This window comes from Catenuloplanes japonicus (assembly GCF_000717135.1).
In the GTDB taxonomy this organism is placed as follows: Bacteria; Actinomycetota; Actinomycetes; order Mycobacteriales; family Micromonosporaceae; genus Catenuloplanes; species Catenuloplanes japonicus.
Map to the genome: position 1 here is coordinate 198,318 of NZ_JNXY01000012.1, position 21,795 is coordinate 220,112.

Consider the following 21,795-nt stretch of genomic DNA (forward strand, 5'->3'; position numbering starts at 1 on the left):
CATGTCGATGGAGATGTTGGATTGCAGGCTTTTCACGTCGTTCCAGCCGTCCGGCAGGCCGGCCAGGTCGACCTCGACGTAGGTCTCGTAGTCGATCCGGGTGACCCGGGCGGTGGGATGGTCCGCCACGCCGGAGTCGACGTCGGTGCCGTCGTAGACCGGCATCTGGACGGTGACGCCGGTGGGCAGCGGGATGCCCCCGTGGAACGGCGCCTCGATCGGCCGGTAGCCCTCGGCCGCGGCGGCGAGCAGCGCGTCGTACCCGCCGGCCGGATGGACGGCGAGGTCGTCGAGCACCTCGGCCTCGAACATGCCGTCGTCGATCCGCCAGGTCAGCACGCGGGCCAGCGCGGCCTCCGGCGCCAGCCGGTCCAGCGCCGCGAACGTCTGGGCGCTCCGCTGGAGGCGCTTGAACGCCCAGGAGATCTCCGACTCGGTGATGCCGTATGCGGCCTGGAGTGCGCCGGCCCACGCCGGGAAGTCGGCGATCATCCGGTCCGCGCGGACGTCCTGCCCGGGGCGGGCCACGTCGTCCGGCCGGGTGGGCAGGATGAGCCCGCCCTCGACCGGGGGCTGCGGCACGCTGAGGTCCGGCTCCTGGTTCGGCTGCCGCTCGCCTGCCCGCTCCGGCCGCTCGTGGTACCGCTCGATGCCGGTGAGCGTCATGGACCGCGCCGCGATCGAGGCGGTCTCCGGCCGCAGTCGCAGCGTGGCGGCGGCGCGGGCCAGCTCGCGAACGTCCATCCGGGCGTTGCGCGCCTGCTGGATGATGTCCGCCGGCACCTCGTTCGTGATCTGGTAGATCGTCCACAGGTGGTCGCCGAGACCGGGCCGGTTCGTCGCGTCCCAGCCGGCCGGGCGCGGTGCGGCGGCGACCTCGGCGACGGTGGCGAACCGATCGCGCGCCGGCGCGTCGTTCAGCCGGGTCAGGTCGCCCGCGCGGCGCAGCTCGGCCGGTTCGCGGCCGAGCGCGGAGGCGAGCGCGAACAGCGCGCCCGGGTCGTCGATCCGCAGGTCGGCGGCGAGCTCCGGCAGCTCGACCGGGACCCGGCCGATCCGCAGCGAGTACGCCCGCACCCAGTCCCGCGACACGCCCAGCCGGGCGGCCAGGCCCGCGATGGCGGCGGGCTCCAGGCCGAGCTCGAGGACCAGGTCCGCCGACAGCTTCGACCAGGCGCGCGCCTGGAGGACGGCCTCGTTCTCGGGGGCGGGCCTGGCGATCGGGTTCTCGTCCGGGGCCAGCGGGGCGTTCGGGACGTCCGTGTCCTCGTCGACGATGGTGACGCCGTCGTCCGGGTGCGTTCCGGCCGGCTGCGCGTCGTCGCCGGCCACCGAGTCGTCGTCGATCGAAGACTCGGTCCCGTCGAGCGACGGCGGCTCCGAATCGGGTTCCGACCGTGCGTCGTCCGGGACCGGTCCCGGGAACGAGGCGTCCAGGTCGTCCGACGCGATCGAGGACGTCTCCGACCGCAGTGCGGCGGTGTGCTGGGCCAGCGCGAACTGGGTGAGCGACAGCCCCGACTGCGCCAGCAGCAGCGATCCGGCCGTCGGAGAGGCGATCTCGGAGGCCTCCGGCGTCTCCTGAGCATCGGCCCGGGCCGGCGGAGACGTCGGGAGGTCCGCCGCGGCCGGGTGGACGCGGACGTTCGCCGGGTCCGCGCCGGTGACGCGGGCGAGCACGTCGGCGGAGGTGGGCGGCTGCGGCACCCGCGGCGTCATACCGTCCTCGACCGGCCCGCCGATCCACCGGCCCTCGTCCGCGGCGCGCGCCAGGAAGTCCGCGACCGGCGTGTCGCCGGCCTGCTCCTCGATCCGCCGGAAGACCGTGTCCAGGCCCTCGGCCGCCACCGCGTCCCGGTCCAGCACACGGAGCAGGGCCGGGTCGGCCTGCCAGATCTCGGCCAGGATCAGCACCACGCTCGGCCGCTCCACGCCCAGCAGGCGGGCGATCTCCGGGATGTCCGTCGGGATCCGGAGCAGTTCCCGGTCCCCATACCGGTTCCGGTTCCGGTTCCGCTCCTCGCCCTGGACGAACGCCATCACCCGCTGGTTCGGGAGGGACAGTTCTCGCGCCAGCCGGATCACCGCGTGGTAGTCCAGCCACGCGTTGACGTCCAGGAAGTTCTCGCCGAACAGGGTCCGCTGCCGGGCGAGCCAGTCCGTGTCGTCGATGGAGTCGGCCAGGTTCTGGTCGTCGCGCTGGAAGAGATCGCGCTCAGGGCTGGTCCACCAGTTCGCCAGCCAGCCCTCCGCCGCCCGGTCCGCGCGGTCGGTGGTCTGCCAGCGGGGGAAGAGTTGGCTCGGCTCGGGCAGGACGCTCTCCCGGCCGGGCAGGTTGTCCTCCTCCACCACGGTGATCAGCGTCTCGAGTTCGGCCGCGCTGAGGCTGTCGATCAGCCGGTCGAGGTCGGCCTGGTCGGCGATCCCGGCGTACGAGTCGGTGGTGTCGGTCAGCGTCGTCCCGAACCGGTTGACCGCGGCGCGGGCGTCGTCGCTCGCCAGCGCACCCGCCCGGTCCGCCAGCGCCCCGGCGGCCGCGTCGGTCAGCGCGCGGGTGAAGCTCACGTCGCGGCGCAGGTAGGTCAGGGTCAGCGTCTCCACTTCCCGTTCCGGGCGGTCGGCGGCCCGGCCGGCGGCCAGCTCCTGGGCTGCCCGGTCGCGCTCGGCCAGCGCCTCCTCCACCGGCCGCATCCGGTCCCGGCCGGACTCGCCGAGCAGTGTCCGGAGCGCCTCGATCGCCCGCTGGTCGTAGCTGCCCCGCGCCGCGATGGCGTCCTCGACGTCCACCTGGACGACGGAATCGTCCTCGTCGCTGAGGTCGATGACGCTCTGGCTCACCGTGTGCTGCTGGGAGGCCCAGCTGGTGAGCGTCAGGACCTGGCTGACGGTCTCTGTGTCGACGGTCAGCGCCGCCTGTGCGGTGTGGGACACCTGCTGGAGGCCGGCCGCCAGTTGTTCGTCCCGCTCGATCACCCGCGTCTGTGCGTCCGCGTCCTTATCACCGAGCCAGTGGATGAGCACGAGCAGTGCGTACGGGTCGTACCGGAACCGGCCACGGCCGGCCGCCGGCCCGCCGGCCGCCATGCGGAACACCCACGGCACCTGCCAGCTGGGGTTCGTCCTGATCGGAGACCGGGAACGGCCGGTCCTGAGCAGGTGGGCGGCCGCCTGCCGGGCGGTGAGCCGGTCCCGCGGCTCGACGTCGGCGCCGTCGTTGATCCGGGCCAGCACGGCGCGGAACGGCATCAGGTGCCGCGGGTCGACGCCGACGCCGTGCGCGACCTCGAGCAGCGTGGACGGGGACGTGCCGGCGCGCATCGCCAGCGAGGCGAGGTCGGTCGGCGCCCGGCCCGTGGTCGCCGTCAGCTCCGCGAGCCGGGTCCGGTCGGCGGGGGTCAGCCCGAGCCGTTCGGCGAGCGTGACCAGGTCCTCCACGCCGGTCATCGGCGAGTGGGTGAGCCGGTCGAACCCGTCCGGGTCGACGCCGAGGCGGGCGCCCAGGTCGGCGCGCTCCCCCGGGCCGAAGACGGTGCGCGGCGGGCTCTGGCGGAGCGGCTCGCTCGGTGCGATGCCCCCCTCGAGGTGCGTGTTCAGCACGTCGGCGACCTGGTTGAGCGGCACCGTGTGCAGGAACTCGTAGGCGAGGAGCTCCACGTGCCGGGACGGCAGCAGATGCGCCAGGTCGCTGACCGGGAAGCCGAGCCGGCCGGACAGTTCCGCGAAGGAGCGCACGTCCCGGGCGTCGGTGAGCCGGGCCTCGCGGAGCCGGTCGGCCACCAGCTCCGCGATCGTCCGGCCCTGCTCGCGGCTCTCGTTGCGCAGCTGGCCGACGGACAGCTCCGCCTCGTTGCTCCGGGCGTCCCACTCCTGCCAGGGACCCCACGCGTCGCCGTCGTTGTCGCGTCGCCGGCGCTGCGACGGCGACCCCTCCCGGATCTCGATCCGGTCGGCCGGCGTGCGGTCGACGACGGTCCGGTCCCAGGTCTGCCAGGGTCCCCAGCCGCCCTGGTCGTCGCGGAGCCGGAGGCGCGCGTCGCTGCCCTCGCGGACCTCGAGCGTGCCGATGTCGGTCTGTGCGGCGGCGGCGCGGATGTGGTCGGCGAAGACCGCGAGCCGGGTCGGGTCGCTCACGCCCAGCGTGCCGGCGAGCGTGCGCAGCGCCTCCTCGTCGCGCAGGCCCAGGTCGCGTGCGGTCCGCCCGAGGTCGGCGGCGATCCGCTGCTTCGCCCAGGCGGTGTCGAACGCGGCGGCGCTCAGCCGATCCGGGAGCGCGTGCAGCAGCTCCACGGAGACGCCGTCGTTCCGGAACGTCCGGAACAGCGGCAGGTCGACGGCGGTGAGCCCTTCCCGGACCGCGAGGTCGGCCAGCAGCGACAGGTCGTTCTCGGTGGTGACGCCGTACTCGCCGAGGCGCTCACGCAACGTGATCGGGTCGAGCGTCTCGTTCAGCAGGCCGCCGAGGACGACCAGGCCGCGCGGATCGACGCCCAGCGTGACCGCCAGCGGCAGCAGCCGGTACGGGTCGCCGTGCAGGCCCGCGTCCCGCGCGGTGGCGGCGATGTCGTCCGGCACCCGGCCGATCGACTCGACCAGGGAGAGCAACGAGTTCAGCGGTACGCCGGACCGGCTCGCGAGCCGGGTCAGCTGTGCCCCGTCGGCGTTCAGGACCGGGTCACCGAGCACCCGGTTCCAGCGCTCCGCGTCGACGCCCGCGGGAACCTCCGGTGCCTCCACCGTGTCCGTGGCGTACGCCGGCGGGGTCTCGTAGGGCGCGATCCCGAGCGCGTCCCGGCCGGACATCCGGTCGTGCAGCCGTGCCGCGGTCGGCAGGTCGATCAGCAGTTCGACCGCGTCCGGCACGTGCAGCGTGTGCGGCTGCGCGTGCGGGCCCTCGGGCCGGACCTCGGCGACGACGCCGGCGCGCACGACCATCCGGTAGCCGTCCGGGGTCCGGACGAATCCGGACGGGGTGGCGTCGACCAGGCTGAGGCGGGCGCCGCCGAACCACGGCTCACCGAGCGACCGGACCAGGCCGGATCGCAGCTGGGCGTCCCGGATCGGGGTGTTCCGCCCGGGGCGCAGCGCGTCCGCCAGCTGCGTGCCGAGCTCCGGGTCGATGGCGCCGAGGGACACCGTGCCGTCCTGGAACTCGGCGCCGGTGATGAACGGGTCGCCGGGGACGGACGGCCGGTCCGGCAGTTCGGCGCTGAGCGGGGCCGGGGCGTCCTCGTGCACGCGCTCGACGAGGTCCACCGTGGCGTTGGCGGTGTGCGGGGCGCCGGTCGCCGGGATGCGCCGCAGGTGCAGTCCGATCTGCACCTCGCCGCCGTACTGGACGCCCTCGGCGGCCAGCGGCAGCGCCTGGTAGTCGCCGGTGCGGCGGGCCCGGAGCACCAGCTCCACCCGGTCGCCGTTCGCGGTCGGGGTGCCCGGGTGCAGCGTGATGCCCGGTCCGCGCAGCTCGTCCATGTGCGCGGCCAGCGAGCGCGCGGTCAGGTGGCTGGTGATCATCCCCGAGCGGTTCGTGCCCTGGACGGTCCAGGTCGTCGTCAGTTCCAGGTCCGGCGCGTTCTCGTAGATCAGGTTCAGGGCCTCGGCCACCATGGCGTCGTCCACCGGGCGCCCGCCGCCGGCCTGCTCCAGGCGGGTGGTGCTGAATTCGTCGTCGATCTCGGACTGCGTACGGGTGTCCGGCACCGGCAGCGTGGGGACCGTGTCCGCGGGCACGAGCGGAACGAAGACGGTACGCCCGTCCACGGTGCTCCGGTGCAGGAACACCTCCGGGTCGCGGGCGTCGCCGAAGCCGTGGACGCCGTCGTCGTCGACGATCACCACGTGCAGGTTCAGATCGGACGCGATCCGCGACGGCGTGGCCGTGTCGGCCTCGGTGACCGCGTGCGCGTACTCCGCGTCGTACCGGCGGGCGGCGCCGTGCATGCGGTCCGCGCCGGTCGCGATCGCGCCGAGCAGCGTGCCGTCCGATCCGCCGGCCGTGGTCAGGCCGAGACGCCCGGCGCTGTCCGGGGTGGGCATCGGGTCGCCGGCCCGGACCAGCAGGAACCGCACCGCGCCCGGCTCCGGCGGCCCGTCGGTGCGGGCGTTGGTGACCGGGTCCAGGAAGAACGGCCCGTCCTGGTCGTGCAGCACGACGAAGGCGTGGACGGTACGGCCGTGGGCGTCGTCGATCACGGCGACGCCGATGGTGCCGGGCTCCCGCGCCGCGTCGAGCACGCCGGAGTACGGGTCCGCGCCCGGCCGGGCGGTCACGTCGCGCAGCGTGGATCCGGTCGCGCCGGCGAGCAGGTTCATGTCGGTCGCCACGGCCGGCGAGATCCGGTACGTGGCCCGGCCGCCCTCCGGGAGGGCGAAGGCGACCGCCGCGGCCGCCCGGACCTGGGCCGCCGGGGTGCCGTCGCCGAACTCGGGCGTGCCGGTGAGCGGCGTCAGCTGCGGATAGCGGGCGCCGTTGCGTTCCGGCGCGCGCTCCGGTCCGAGCTGCTGCCAGCCGGACCGGTCCGGCGTGCCGGCCGAGGCGACCTCACCGGCGAGGGTGCCGGTCCGCGGGCTGGTCCGCCCGCCCGTGATCGGGCCGGCGAGCAGGCTGCCGATCGGGCCGTCGGCCTGCGCCCGCACCGTGGCGACGGCGCGGGTGGAGACGGCGTCGGTGGACGTGATCGGCTGCGGCGTGCCGTTGCCGTCCACCACCAGGGCGCGGGCGTAGAGGAACGACTCGTCCGGGACCGCGCGGCCGGTGCCGGCCCCGCTGTCCGGGTCGGTGAGGCTCTTCCACCTGACGGGCGCGTCGGTGTCGGCGGTCCGGTACGCGAAGTAGACGTGGCCGACGTCCCGGCCGGGCCGCTGGACCAGGACCGTGGCGGAGGCGCCGGGGCCGAGCAGGCCCAGCTCCTTCTCGATCGACTCCCGGCTGGACACCGGCGTGAACTGCGAGTCGCCGGAGAGCCATCCCCGGTTGGGACGGCTCAGAGCGAGGTCGTCCGCGGTCCCGCTCGGCCGGATGCCGGTGAGCGGGCCGTCCGGATAGATCCGCCGGTTCAGCTCGCGGGTGAGCGCGAGGCACTCCGCGAGCGTGCGGTCGGTCCTGGTGGGGTCGGCCGCGGTGGCGGCCCGGTCGCCGGTCGCGGTGACGTCCTCAGCGATCGCGTCGACGGTGGCGCCGTCCAGCGCCAGCCACCGGGAGGCCGGTGTGACCGTCTGGCGCGTGGTCCCGCCCCCGGGCAGCCGCAGGGTCAGCGTGACCGGGCGGCCGACGGACCGGGCGGCCGCCTTCGCCACCGTCAGCGCCTCCGGTTCCACGGCCGGCTGCCCGATCGAGCGGAGCGGCGCCGCCGGGCGCAGGTCGGCGGGCGAGTCCGCGATCAGGGCCGGCGGCTTGCCGTCCGGCCAGCTGACCGGCGACCGGGACGGGTCGAGCGTGCCGTCCGCGGTCTTCCACGCCCTGGCCAGCTCCGCCACGTCGAGCGGCGGCGGGTTGACGGGCCGCAGCTGCGCGCCGCCGGGGAGATCGGCCAGCTCGAGCGGGGCCACCGGGGAGCCGTCGGCCGCGGACTCGCCCTCCAGCATCCGCGCGGCCTGCCGCCGGGCGTCGTCCAGCGGGTTCCGGACCGGCCGGGGGCCGGACTCCGTGCTGGTCCGCCGTTCCTGCCGGTCGTCCTGGATGCGGCGGACCGATCCGGTGTCGCCGTCCAGCTCGGGTTCGGACGTGCCGGCGTGCTCGCGCAGCGAACCGTCGATCGAGAGCGTGTCGAGCTCGATCGCGCCCGGATCCTCGCCGAGCGTCAGGTTGCGCACGGACGCGGCCTTCGCGGACAGCGGCGGCAGCGCGGCGCGCGGCGGTGGCGGCGGGGTCGGGTCCGCGGGCGGGTTCGGCCGCTCGCCGCTGCTGGCGTGCAGCGCGCCGTCCAGGTCGATCTCCAGCACGTTGCCCGCCGGCCCGTAGAGGACCAGCGTGACGTCGTACCGGTAGATGAAGTAAGGCCGTTTCGCCTCCGAGTTCCGCTCGGACACCGAGTTGCTGGCCGCCTCGAAGCTGGACTCGTTGGACGAGGACAGGCCGGGGACCAGGCCGCTGCCGAGCTTGTGGTCGCCGACCTTGCCGCGGCCGAGGAAGCCGACCGACAGCTCGTTCTCCGCGCTCTTCGACGACTCGTGCGTGGGCGCGGTGGCCGCCTGCTGGTAGCTGCGGCCCTTGTGCGTCTCGGTCAGCGGGCGCACGGTGTCGCCGCCGGGCGTCGTACCGTCCGGTGCCGGCAGTTGGTAGTACTGCCCGCCGCGGATGTTGAGGCCGGCGCGGATGTTCGTGCCCGGGATGGTGAAGTCGTGCCGCAGCAGCTTCTCGATGCGCGGTCGCTGCATCGAGTCGCTGCCCTCGCGGCGCACCTCCAGCTCGAAGTCGCTGAACGCGCCCTTGCCCGCCACGTCCGGCACGAAGCCGGTGCTGAGCTGGGCGTTGCTGGGCCGCCAGCGCACCGGCTGGCTGACCAGCGGCGCCCAGACCGTGATCGCGCGCGCCACCGGCAGCAGCGTCCACGGGTGCATCGACTTGTCCTGGTACAGCTCGGTGTTGAGCAGCGGCGCGTAGGACGGCATCCGCGGCGCGGCCGGCGGGGCGGCGGGGCGCGGCGCCCAGCGCGGCGGACCGGCCGGCGCCGACGCGTGCGTGGAGCGCTGCCAGGAGCCCTCCTGGCCCACGGGCACGGTCAGGTACTTCGGCACCAGCACGCGCGCCGAGCCGTTCGCGGCGTGCGGGGTCGCGGTCCAGTCCCACTTGATGAACCGCAGCGCCGGGCTGAACCAGAGCTGACGAGCCAGCGGGTGGTCGTTGGTGATGGTGAACAGCGAGTCCCGGATGGACGACGACAGCAGGCGGAAGATCTCCGGCTTCTCGTTCGTCAGGCCGATCGTGATCTGGAACGCGAGCGGCGCGTTGAGTTCGACGGACTGCTTCGTGCCGACCCGGTAGATGTCCTTGACCGTGGTGCCGAGGCCGCGCGCGTGCGACTCCTCCCACTTGCGGGCCACCTCCAGCTGGGCGCCGAGGTCACCGGTGGGGATGCCGCCACGACCGCGGAACTTGGCGCCGATGTACGTGCTGTGCGACTCCTCGGACTCCTCGCCCCACGCGTCGTGGCCCTCGCCGCGCAGCGTGAGACCGGCCTCGTCGCGGTCCCGGCTGGAGCTCGGCGTCTGCTCGACGGCGGTGACATGCACCATCAGGTAGCGGGTGTTCGCGAACGGCGCCACGATCGGCGTCCAGAGCAGCACGCCGTCGCCGGTCAGCGAGACGTACTGCGACTCCAGCGCCCACTCCGCCATCCGCTGGGTGAGCGTGCGCATCAGCGGGGTCGGCACGTCCTTGCCGTTCGCGTCCGGCGGCGGCAGCAGGCCCCGGGTGCGCAGCTCCGTGACGATCGCCGGGAGCACGTCCTTGGCCCGCACGGTCTCCGGGTGGCCGACCACCCGGAGCAGCGCCGGGTCGATGACGTTGCGGGTGAGCGACGGCGGCGTGTCGTCGGTGAGCGCCTCCGGCAGGCCGAGGTCGTCGGCGAGCCGGTTCGGCGTGATGAAGTCGACGCCATCGGTGACCTGCACGTACCGCGTCTCGGTCTGCACGCCGGCGGAGGTGAGCGTCGGGATGCCGCCGTCCGTGCGCAGCCCGCCGTCGCGCCAGCGGACCATCGTGACCTCGAAGACCGGCGTGCCACGGTACGCGTGGACGAGGTCGTTGTAGGTGGCCCGGGTGATGTCGATGTGGCCCTGACCGCGCGGCTTCGTGGTGGACCAGGACTTCTCGCCGCCGCCGGCCACACCGAAGTTGATCCGGTCCGCCTCGGACTCGCCCTGGCCGGTGGCCCCGCCCACGATCGCGCGCCGCCGCAGCCCGCCGTCCGGCGGGTTCGGCGCCGGGTCCGGCGTGTCCTTATCGCCGCTCTTGCTCACCGGGCCGACGACGCCGACACCGGCCGCCGCGCCGACGCTCCACTCGCTCTCGGTCTCCCGGTCCTGGCTGAACGCGGACTGCACGTAGTGCTCGATCTCGGTGGTGGTGCCGCCGCGCTGGTGCACCGGCTCGACGATCCGGGTCCGGACCACCATCGCCTGGTGCCAGCCGTCCCGGTCCGGCAGAGAGATCGCCCAGCCGCCCTCGCTGGTCTGCTCCGCGAAGTGCGAGCCGAGCTCGGACGGGACGCCGCTCTTCCAGATCGGCTGCGGCCAGTTCAGCGGCTCCGCGTACCAGGTGCTGTCGAGGCCGTTGAGGTCCCGGTAGGCGCGGGCCGCCGCGGCGACCACACCCGGCTGCACCATGAAATAGGGGTACGTGCCGGAGGCGCCCTTGCTGCCGAACGGCACGTGCGTGCCCGCGGTCCAGGACGGCAGCGCCGACTTGGAGGTCTGCACCTTCCCGGCCTCGCTGCGCTGCATCGGCCGGACCGGCAGGATCGCGAGGTGCTCCTCCGGCACCGCGACCTGGCTGACCGTGTGGTCGGGCTTGCCGACCAGGTAGGTCTGGCGCTCCCCGCCCTCCTTGCGGAGCACCACCTCGTACGTGGTGTCGTAGGCGTACTCGGTGACCGCGCCGGTGGTCTCGGTGCGCCGGTAGTGCTTGACCGAGTCCTTGTACGTCCGGCCCTGCGACGCGGAGTGCCCGGCCTCTCCCTGGAACCGGCCGATCTGGAACTTGACGCTCTTCGGCAGCGAGAGGAGCAGGCCGCCGCCGACCGCGGCCTCGACCTCGGTCTCGGCGCCGAGCGAGCCCTCGGTGGTGCCGCCGTAGACCGCGCGCTGGTTGACGTCCATGTCGTAGTCGCGGGCGTCTCGCCGCTGGCCCTCGTGCGCGATCACCAGCACGTCGTACTTCGTGCCGTCGATCGTCACCGAGAACGGCTGACCGGCCTTCACCCGGCCGGCGTCCGCCTCCATCGCCGGGCGGCCCGCGTGCGTCTTCACCTCGGTGACCACGGCGTTGTCGAGCTCGTCGCGGCCGGAGAGCTTCTGCAGGCCGGTCAGGATCGTCGGCAGCACCGCCTCGGAGCCGGGCAGGCCGACCACCACGCCACCGCCGTGCCCGCGGCGGGTGGCCAGCTGGAGCGGCTCGGCCGGGTGCGGCTTCTGCCGGTGCGGGTGGCGGGACTGCGGCGCGTGCCGGTGCGGCTCGCCCAGGCGATCCGACGCCTGCTTGGACGTGACGGTCTCGGTGACCGGATCGACCGCCGGCACCTGTACCGGGTACTGCCGGCCGGTCTCCGCGGTCGTGCCGATCAGCGAGGCCTCGAAGTCGGCGCGCTCGGACTCCGGCACGCCGAACTCGATCACCAGGTCTTCGGAGACCGGCGCTACGTCCTTCACGCCGGACGTGAGCAGGTCACCGCGGACGGTGAGCTTGTACCGGGCCTGGTCCTCGATGCGCTTGATCACCGTGTGGTTGGACGCGTCCACCGCGATCTCGGCGCCGGACTCGCGCGTCGAGCCGACCTCGATACCGCCACCGAAGATGCCCTTGTGCCGGTTGTCCTTCTGGTCCTCCGACGGCTTCGGCTGGGCCGACAGCCCGTACCCGAAGAGCTGGAAGTCCAGGCCGGCGCCGCTGGAACCCTCGACGCCCTCGGACTCCGCCGACACGATGCCCATGTCGTCGCGCACCGCGACGTTCGGCGCGATGCCGAGGAACTGCAGGTCGCCCAGGGTAACGGTGAGATCGAGCTGCATCGAGCCCGCCTCGCCCCGGAGGCCGCCCTCCCGGTCGCCGGTGGTGAACAGCAGGCGGTTCCGGTTGATCACCGCCCGCTCGTTGAGGAACTGCCGGACACCCTGCTCCGCATAGGCCAGCGCCTTCTCCGCGCCGAACCGTGCGACCAGCGCCTTCTGCCAGGCGAGGATGAGCGGCGTGGCGGCGAACGCGTTGAGCACCTGGTGCGCCCGGGTCGGGCGCCGCTCACCGACCGGCGTCGGCACCGGGCCGGCCGGGCCGTCGGCGCGCACCGGCGCGACCGTACCGTTGGCCGGGTCGGTGTACTGCTTCGGGAACGACACCGCGGCCGTGCCCGGCGAGGCGGTCGACCGGGCGGCGCCCAGCTGGTCGCCGTCCAGGTAGACCTCGAAGCTCAGATCGACGCTGTACGCCTCGGAGCTGTCGATGAACATCTGCCGGCCGGCGACCAGGCGGCGCTCCGTCGACGCGGACGTCGAGACGCTGCTGGTCGCACTCACCTCCGGCACGTGCGGGATGATCCGGGAGATGTGCTGGCCGAGCCCGCCGAACGAGCCGTCGATGCCGGTCTCCACCATCCCGCCGGAGCCGTTGCCGACCGCGCTCTTCGAGGTGGTCGAGCCGAAGCTCACCTTGTAGACGCGCGGGCCGTCCACCGTCGGTGCCGGGCTGAACGCGTCGAACGTCGGGCGGATCCAGACCAGCTTGTCGCCGGCCGTACCGTGCATGCCCTGGTAGAGCGCGTCGTCCCAGGTCTCCAGGAACTTGTCGCCGGCCGCGTCGGTACGGCCGGTGCCGGGCGGGGGCGCGGTGAGCAGCGTGGCGATCTTCTCGGCCACCAGGTCACGGATCGCGCGATCCTGCGCGGTGGTGAGCGACGCGTCGCGCGGCAGGCTGTCCGCGTAGGACCGGGCGGTCCGCGCGATCCGCTGCGCCGCGGTCGGGCCGGTGACCGCGCTCGGGTCCGGATCCGGGAGGATGCCGGCCGCGAGCACGTTGGCCTGGCCGAGCGCGCCGGCTTCGACGTACCAGGGGCGGCCTTCGGTGCGGGAGGGCTTCTTGCCGGCCCGGCGGTCGGCACGCTCCTCCTCGGTCAGATCATCCTGCCCCTGATCCCCATCCTGGTCCTCGCGACCCTGGTCCTCGTCCTGGTCCTCGCGACCCTGGCTCTCGTCCTGGTCCTCGCGACCCTGGTCCTCGCGACCCTGGTCCTCGTCCTGGTCCTCGCGACCCTGGTCCTTGTCCTGGTCCTCGCGACCCTGGTCCTTGTCCTGGTCCTCGCGACCCTGGTCCTCGTCCTGGTCCTCGCGACCCTGGTCCTGGGGGGTCTGGTCGCGCGGGCCGGTGGGGTCGATGAGCAGTGCCTGGGCGGATGTGAGCGAGCCGTCCGGGGGCGTCGCGCGGCCGGTCGTCAGGTCGAACCACTTCACGCCCGCGTCCGTGGTGCGGTAGGCGACGAAGACCTGGGCGGCGTCCTGACCCGGTCGCTGCACCTGCAGCACCGCGGACGCGCCCGGCCCCCGCTTCTCCACCTCGACCTCGACCGCCTGCCGGTCGGCGACGGGCGTCGGCGTCGTGGCGTCGGCGGCACTGCCCTGGTCCCGGCCATCGGGGGTACGCGGCGACCGCGCGGCCTCCGGCAACCGGCCGCCCGGGTAGAGCTGCCCGATCAGCTCGTCGGTACGCGTCGGGCCCGCGGACGACGACCGGTCGCCCTCGCCCGTCGCCTCGGCCGTGATCCGCGCGAACGTGGCGTTGTCCAGCGCCAGCCAGCGCTGACCCGGCTCGATGCGCTGGGTGGTGAGCCGGCCGTCCGGCTCCCGCAGCACCAGCTCGACCGGGCGGCCGAGCGAGTCGGCGGCGGCGCGGGCGACGGTCAGCGCCTCCGGCTCGGAGACCGTCGGCGTACCGGTGTCCCGGCCCTTGCCCTTGCCGGACAGGTCGGTGACCGCCGGGCGCAGGTCGGCCGGCCTCTCGGCGAACAGCTTCGGCGTCTCGCCGGCCGGCCAGGTCAGCGGCGCGAGCGTCGGGTCGAGCCCGTCGTCGCTCTTCCACGACGCCGCCAGGTCGGACACGTCGACCGGCGGGCGGCCGATCCGGTCCGGGTGGTCGTCGGCGAGCGAGTTCGCCCACTCCTTCGGCAGCATGCCGAAGAAGCCGCGTTCGTCCTTCGCGATGATCCGGTAGTCGTTGTCGCCCTCCTGGGTCCAGGTGGCGTCGAAGACGTAGTAGTCGAAGTCGCCCTCGCGGATCTTGTTGACCTCGACGTACCCGGCGGAGGACGTGGCCCCGGTGTTCTCCTTCTCGCGGGCGCCGGTCGCGTCGGCCGAGCCGTCGAAGAGCGGCGTCTCGTGGCTGCCCAGCACCGGCTCGGCGAACTCGCCGCCCTGCCGCTGCGCGTACTCCAGCTCGCTGCGCCGGGTGCGCTCGAACTCGCTCTCCTCCTCCTTGGACGTCTCCGGGAAGTTGAGCGTGTTGGCCTGTCCGCGGGTCATCCAGCGGCCTCTGGTGAGCGTGACGCTCACCTTCACCGGCTTGCCGTTCAGGCCCTCGACCTCGAACGTACGCGTGAGCAGGCCCTTGGTCCGGTGGCGGGCGTTCTCGTGTTCCAGGCCGAGCCGGCGGGCGTACCCGTCGATGCCGAGCGGGTCGACCTTGCGGCTGGCCGGCGGCGCGGTGACCGGGATGGTCTCGCCGCCCAGGTGGTTGATCTGCGCGGTGCTCGGGCGCCACCGGTTCTCGGACACGGTGAGCGTCCAGCCGGCCAGGTCGCCGATGTGCGGGAGCTTCAGCCCGTGTACGACGTCGGCGAGCTTCCGGTCGAAGTCGGAGACGTCCGGGGTCTTGATGTAGCGCGGCTGCGCCGTGATCTCCAGCGGCGCGGCGACCGGCTTCGGTCCGGCCAGCGCGGCCAGGTGCGGTGCGGACGGCCGGTACGTGGTGAGGTGGCTGGGCACGATCGCGCGCGCGGTGCCGTCCGCGTGCTGCGTGTCGACCGGCGTCTGGTTCGGGCCGAAGAGCTTCGGCCAGGCGGTGGACATCCGCTGGCCGCTGAGCCAGTTCATCGCCAGCATCGGGGACTCGGCGGCGCGCCCGAGCAGGCGGGTGATCTCCGGCGAGTCGGTGGTGCTGAACACCTCGATGGTGAAGTCCAGGTCGTGGCCGAACTGCTGGGCGACCGAGTCCTTGCCGGTGGCACGGCGGATGTCCCGGTCGGTCTGCACCTCGCTGGTGATCTGCGCCCCGCCGCGCTCGCTGCGGTAGCCCACGGCCAGCGACACCCGGTTGGCGTGGTCGTCGGCGAAGCGGCCGCCGACCGCGGCCGTGTAGGCGACCGCGCTGCCGGTGTGGTGCGCGTCCTTCGTGATGTCGAGCGACTGGCCACCGGTGGTGACCTTGATGTCCGGGCGGGACTGCTCGTGCGCGCGGCCGTCCATCGTCTGGGTGACCTTGACGCCGATGTACCGCATGCGGCCGTACCCGGCCGGCTTCGCGTAGATGTAGCGGACGCCACCGGCGTCCACGGACGGGCTCTTGTCCGCGAGCGCGGTCTCGGAGTAGTGCGCCAGCAGGCCGGACTTGAACGTCGACCCGACGCTCAGCTCGTCGTGGGTGGCCAGGTCCGCGTCGACCAGCATGTCGCGGATCGTGGTGAGCACGTCCTTCGCCTTGACGCCCTCGATGTAGGCGACGCCGGTCGCCAGGTCCGGGTCGATGTAGTCGAGGTCCGGGTCGGCCGGGGCCGGCGTGTGCGGCTTGGCCGCGCCCTCCGGCGCGTCCGGCGGCGTCAGGCCGAGCTGGAGCGCGCGCTGGTGGGCGAGGGAGAGCTCGGCGCCGCCCTCGGCGCGCAGGAACGTGGTCTCGGTGCCGACCGGGCGGAACTCGCCCTTGTGCGAGTAGTTCCACCGGTCGTACCGGATCTCGTAGACCGCGTCCGCCCGGTACTGGTAGCCGACGTCCTGGTAGGTGCCCAGGTTCAGCGCGATGCTGCCGGCCATCGCGCCGGTGTCGTGGCCGCGGGAGGCCATGCCGGTCACGCCGGCGGTCGGTCCCGGGTACCGCGGGCCCATCACCGCGCCGGAGTGGTCCTCGCCTCGGCCGGCCGCCTCGCCGAGCGTGCCGCCGGTGCTGGTCGAGGCGGGGGTGGTGCCGCCGCCGCTGCGGGCACGGCTCACGAAGTCGAGCATTCCGTGCTTCGTGCCGGTCTCGAGGTGCTCGGGCTCCTTCGGGCCGGCATCGTGCTCTGGGGCGGCGTGCGCGTCGGCCTTCGCCTTCGGGAACAGCAGGCCGGCCATCGCGCCGGCCTCGAACTCGTTGACGTACCCGGTCGTCTTGTTGAGCTTGATGTCGGACTCGGCGTAGTTCTCGTGCACGGTGGAGCCGAGCGGGGTCTCGTGCCGGGCGTTGACCGGGCGCAGCCAGACGGTCAGCGAGTGCTGGTCGCCGTTCGGCAGGTCGGGCAGCGGGATCGGCAGGCCGTCCTCGCTGACCAGCAGCGGGCCGCCCGATTCCAGGAAGGTCGGCCGGGTGCTGCGTTCCTGCATCTCGGACGGGGCCGCGGTCTGCTCCTCGCCGAGGATGTCGGTGAGCAGGTCGGTGAGCCCGTCGTAGTCGTGCGGCTCGATCGGCGGGGCGCCGGTCTCCTCGGGCTCGGTCGTGCCGGAGGCGTCGTCGAACGAGGTGCTGGAGGCGTCGTCGGACGAGGTGCCGGACGTTTCGGTCGGGACCGTGCCCCAGCCGGGCGGTGGCGGCTTGCGCAGCTTGTTCGGGTTGGCCGCCCTGGCCTTCGCCTCCGCGGCCACCTTCCGGTCGACCCGGCCGGGCAGCTCGGCGGCGGCCTTGACCAGCGCGTCCGTGCGCAGCAGCGTCATCGGGATGCCGTTGAGGCCCTCGTCGCGCAGCGGCAGGACCGTCTCGTCCTCCTGCAGCACCGAGTCCAGGTCGTCGCCCTGGGTGACCTGGCCGATCGTGTCGGCCGTGCTCAGCGGCAGGTCGGCCGGGCGCAGCAGCGAATGCGGCACCGCGACCGTGGCGGAGACCTGGTCACCGACCAGCGTCTCGGCGGCCATGCTGTGCACCGGGCCGAAGTCGCCGCGCCGCGCCGTCACGGACACCGTGTAGACCATCGGGTACGTGAAGCGCCGCGTGCCGCCGGTGGCCTTGGTACGCCGGTACCCCTTGATCGCGGACGTCGCGACGATCTTGCGGTGGCGCACGTGCTCGTACCCGGCCATGGCCGGTGTCAGCTCGACGTTCATCATCTTGAGCGCGCGCAGGCGGAACGTGGCGCGGGCCTTCACGCCGGCCTTGCGGTGCCGGTCCTTCATCACGTCGACCTGGCGCGTGCCCTTGGTCTGCGTGTCGACGGTCATGCCGTACTTCTCGAGGCGCTTGCGCAGGCCTTCCGGAACCGGCCGATTCGCCGTGGTGCCACCGACGTCACGGTACGACTTCAGCGGCAGCATCTTGGCGCTGACCCGGGCGGTGATCACCCACCCGTCGACCTCCATCCGGTGGGACATCGCGCCGCCACCGATGGAACCGCGCATCGAGCCGCGCATGCCGGGCACGCCGAACTTCTCGCGCAGCGCCCGGTCGGTCCGGGACTTGATCGCGCCGTCCGTCTCGCCCTTGATGCCGAGCGCCTTGATCCGGCCGTCGATGAGCCGTTCCACGGTCGGCAGCACCTGCTCCGCGCCGGTCCGCTCCAGCACGCCGCCGCCGAGGCCGAGGCCGCGGTGCAGGGCGAGCGGCTCGCGGGCCTTGACCGGGTCCGGGCCGGGCGGCGCCGGCGTCTCCGTCGCGATCGACGCACCGGAGTCGGTCAGCACGACCGGCTCCCCGTCCTCGGGGATGCTCGCCATCGGCGTGAATCCGCGCGGCGCGCTCGTCGCCCGGGACGTCCGCGCGGTCGTGCTCGGCGTCGCGGACGTGCTCGGCGTCGTCGTCGTGCCGGATGTCGTAGACGTGCTCGGCGTCGTCGTGCCGGATGTCGTGGACGTGCTCGGCGTCGCCGTCGTGCCGGGTGTCGTGGAGGTGCCCGGGGTCGCCGTCGTGCTCGGTGTCGTGGACGTGCTGGGCGTGCTCCCGTCGTACCCCCCGACGGTGGTCTGCGTGTTCTGCGGGACCGGGCGGGACTCGATGCCGCGCGGCAGCACGCGCACCAGGCGACCCAGGATGTCCACCTTGTACGTGCCGAACGGCGTGCGGCCCGCGTCCAGGTCGTCCCGCGTGGCGATGACCGCGTTCGGGTGCTCCAGCACGGAGCGCCAGCGCAGCCTGGCCAGGCCGGAGAGGTGCTTCGGCGGGATGACCGCGATCCGCTCGCCCGCGTTCAGGTGGGCCAGCACGTCGGCCCGGTGGCGGAACACGCGCGGCAGCGGCGTCCGCGGCGGCGTGACCGGCGCTTCCGCGGGCGCGTCGCGGAACATGCGGGCCTCGAAGTCGGTGCGGTCCGCGTCGAACACGCCGATCTCACCGGGCGTCTCCGCCGAGGTGGTGATCGTGCCGTAGTCGTCGGAGACCACGGTGACGTCCACGCCCAGCGTGCCGCGGTAGCGGACCAGGTAGTCGCCGCGTGCGACCGCGGCCTTCGACTGGCCCTGCCCGGAGGCGGACTCGCCCCGGCCGGTGCCGGAGCCGGCGATCTTGACGACCACCTCGGGCGCGGACACCTGCTTCTTGACCGGCGCGGACGGGTCCCAGCCGACCAGCGCGGTCACCGAGGACTCGCGCGAGCCGCCGACGTGGCCGGTGAGCGTCTCCGCGATGTCCTCGCGGATCTGCGCGGGCACGTCCGTGGTGTCGACGTATTCCAGGCGGACCGGGTGCGCGCCGACCAGGACGTGGCCGGCGAAGCCCTTCGGCACCAGCCGCTTCGTCTCGAACCAGGCGCCTCTGGTGGCGACCCGGGACGAGGAGAGGCTGTCGGTGAGGAACCAGCGGTTGCGCTGCTTGACCGACTTCTGGTTGAGGAACTCCTTCTCGATCTCGAAGAGGATGTCGGCGCGGGTGGCGTCCGGCACGCCCGCGTCGCGCAGCGCGGTGTCCAGGCTGGTCAGCGCCGGGCCCGGGTCGATCGCGTTGAGCACGTTCTGGAACTCGTGCAGCGCGTCCGGCGCGGTGACGATCCGGCCGCGGCCGGCCGGGCGCCCGTCCGCCGGGCTGGAGAACACGCGCGGCTCGGCGACCCGCAGGTCGAACAGCTTCGCGGCCGGCACCGGGCCCGGCCGGACCGGGCCGGTCAGGTCGGCGTGGACGGTCAGCGCGCCCGCGAAGTTGAGCATGTCGTTGAGCGGCACCCGGTTGCCGGACTGCACCTCCATGGCGATGCCGTGCGTCCGCGACTGCTTGGCCTCCGGGATGACCTTGCCGGAGAAGCCCATGTGGTTGATGCCGCCGACCTCGGACGCGTGGATGATCGGCTCCAGCGCGACCGGCACCGCCTGGTGGGACTTGCGCGCCGAGTTGTCCGCGTACGTGGTGTCGCCGAACTCGTTGATCGCGATCTTCACGCCCGCGTCCGGGTCGTTCGGGTCGATCGGCTCGGGGTCGACCTCGGCGAGGTCGGGCAGGCCGAAGCGCAGCCGGATCCGGTTGCCACCCACCTTGATCATCGCGCCGTGCTGGAGCATCGACTCCCAGTGCGCGTTCTCCCGCTCCCGGCTCTTCGCCCGTTCCGGGTCGATCAGCAGCTTCTTGATCTGCGCGCGCGCATCGGCCACCCACGGCGCCTTCGACTGGAGGCCGTCCAGCCAGGTGTCGACCCGCGCGTTCACGGCCGCGCTCTGCTTCGGGTCCATCAGGCCGAGCAGGTAGCCGTCGCCGAGCACGCCGTGTGCGGGCAGGTACCACGGCGGGTGGGCGGACAGGCCGGTGTCCGGCTGCGCCGCGCGCGCCTCGGCCGCGTTCGCGAGGATCTCCGGGCCGCGCAGCCAGGCGACCAGTCCGTCGCCCGGATCGGTGTAGAACTCGTCCGTCTTCGACGGCAGCAGCCCGGCGCGCTCCAGCTCCGCGAAGACCCGGTCCGGCGGGTTGGCCGCCGCGATGGCACGGGCGCGGGTGCTGCTCGCCTCGATCGCGGCCTCGACGACCGGGCGCATGCTCTCGAAGATCTGGAGCGTCCAGGCGCGCGTGACCGCCTGCCGGTTCGCGTCGGTGAACGCGGTGCCGTCCGCGGTCAGCGTGGCCAGGCGCGCCTTCGCCGCGTCCGTCTCGAACATCGCCTGGATCCGCTGGAAGGCGGTCTGCGCAACGTACGCGGGCACGGCCGCGACCAGGACGTCCGGTGGGGTGACGGCGGGATCGTCGGCGATCGCCGGCACCCGGTCCAGCTCGCCGTCGCGCTCGGCGAAGTCCCACCGCTCGAAGGCGCGCTGCACGGAGTTGAAGTAGGCGCGGTCCGGGCGCTGGAGCGCGTTCACCCGCAGTGCCCGCACCCCGGCCAGGCCGTCGGTGGCCTGGCGCAGCGCGGCGGAGGCGTCGCGGTGCGCGTCCTGCGCGGCGGTCACGGCCGCGGCCAGGCGGTCCCGCTCCACGGCCAGGTCGGCCTGGCCGGCGTAGCGGCTGTCCGTCGCCGTGGCGGTGCGGTGCATTTGTGCGGCCGAGAGCGCCCGCGCCTCGGCGTCGGCCGCGGTGTCCGCGAGCGTCCGCAGCTGCGCTCGGAGCGGGTCGAGGACCGTGCGGAGGCGGTGGGCGGCGTCGTCGAGCAGGCGCAGCCGCTGCTGCGCGGAGTCCAGCGCCGCGGTCGCCGCACGGTGCTCCGTGTCGGCCTCCGCGACCCGGGCGTCCAGGCCGGAGGCGAGCGCCTCGCGGTGCGCCGCGAGCGTGTTCTCGACCCGCTCCTCCAGGGCCGGCAGCGTGTCCCGGGCGCGGGCGGCGTCGCTCTCGGCAGCGGTGAGCCGGACGTCGGCGCGCGCGATGCTCTCGTTCAGCCGCTGCCAGGCGCCCTGCGCCTCGGTGTGCGCGGCCCGGTCCCGCACCAGCGCGGTCGTCGCGGTGGCGAGCCGCTGCCGCGCGTTCTCCGCCGACCACATCTCGCGGTCGTGCCTCTCGAGCGCGGCCATGGCGCTGGTGAGACGCCGCTCGGCGCGGGTCACGGCCGGTTCCAGCACGGCCTGGACGACCGGCTGGGCCGTGCGGAGCACCGCGTCGGTGGCGGTGCGGGTCTCCGCGGCCTCGGTCTCCGGGCGCAGGCCCAGCGCGTCGAGGTCGATGGCGCCGTCGATCGGCAGGAAGCGCACCCGGCCCTCGCCCGGCGGCGGCGTGTACGCCTGCCCGCCGTCCCCGCTGCGGCCGGCGTCGACGTCTCCGTCGAAGAACGCCACGCCGTCCGGGCCGTCGGCCACCCTGATCGCGGTGAACACGGGGGCCGGGCGGCCGTCCAGCACGACCAGCCCGAGCGCGCCGGGCTCGGTCAGCGCTGCCGCGATCGTCGCGTACGGATCCGTGCCGGCGACTTCCCGCAGCGGCTGCCCCGACCAGCGCTCCAGCGCCGACGCGTCGGTGACCGTGGACGGGCGCGCCTGGAAGAGCCGGCGGACGCGGTCCAGGTGCTGCGGATCGGGATCGGTGGACGTCTCGTCGGGCGTGACGTCGCCGGCCTTCGAGTCCGTTCCAGCGGCCAGATCGCGCTCGAACGCGGCGTTCGTGTCCGCCTCGGCGGCCTGCCGTTCGGCGGCCGGGGTGCGTCGGGGTGCGGCCTCGATCGCGGAGACGTCGACACCCGTGCCGGGCACCTCCATGAACCGCAGCCGAATCGGATCGATCGGCGCCTTGGCCTGCATTCCCGACTGCGGGTCGTAGAAGGCGATACCGTCGAACGGATCAGACGAATCCACGACCGGGCCGGTACGCACCGCCATGAACACGTGCCCCGGCTCGCCCACGCGGGCATTCACCGCCACCACACCCATGGCACCGACAACCGGCAGCGCGGCGGCAACCGTCGTCAACCCATCGGTATCCAGCAGCGGCCGGCCCGACCACGCGGACAACACATCCACATCAGTCGCCACAGACGCCACCGCACGGAACCGCGCACCCGGATCCAACTTCGCCAACACCGCAGC

At 73.8% G+C, this 21,795-nt stretch carries 1 protein-coding gene (cut by a window edge); it reads right to left on the bottom strand.

Going from position 1 to position 21,795, the window contains the following annotated elements; translation table 11 throughout:
• Positions 1 to 21,678, bottom strand: partial view of a toxin glutamine deamidase domain-containing protein gene (locus OP04_RS19465; RefSeq protein ID WP_157240057.1) — the 5' portion only. The gene continues 15,288 nt to the left of window position 1, outside the view; the window shows 21,678 of its 36,966 coding nt (coding positions 1–21,678); its start codon is at positions 21,676 to 21,678; its stop codon lies off the left edge, out of view.
• Between the last annotated feature and the right edge of the window lie 117 nt (positions 21,679 to 21,795).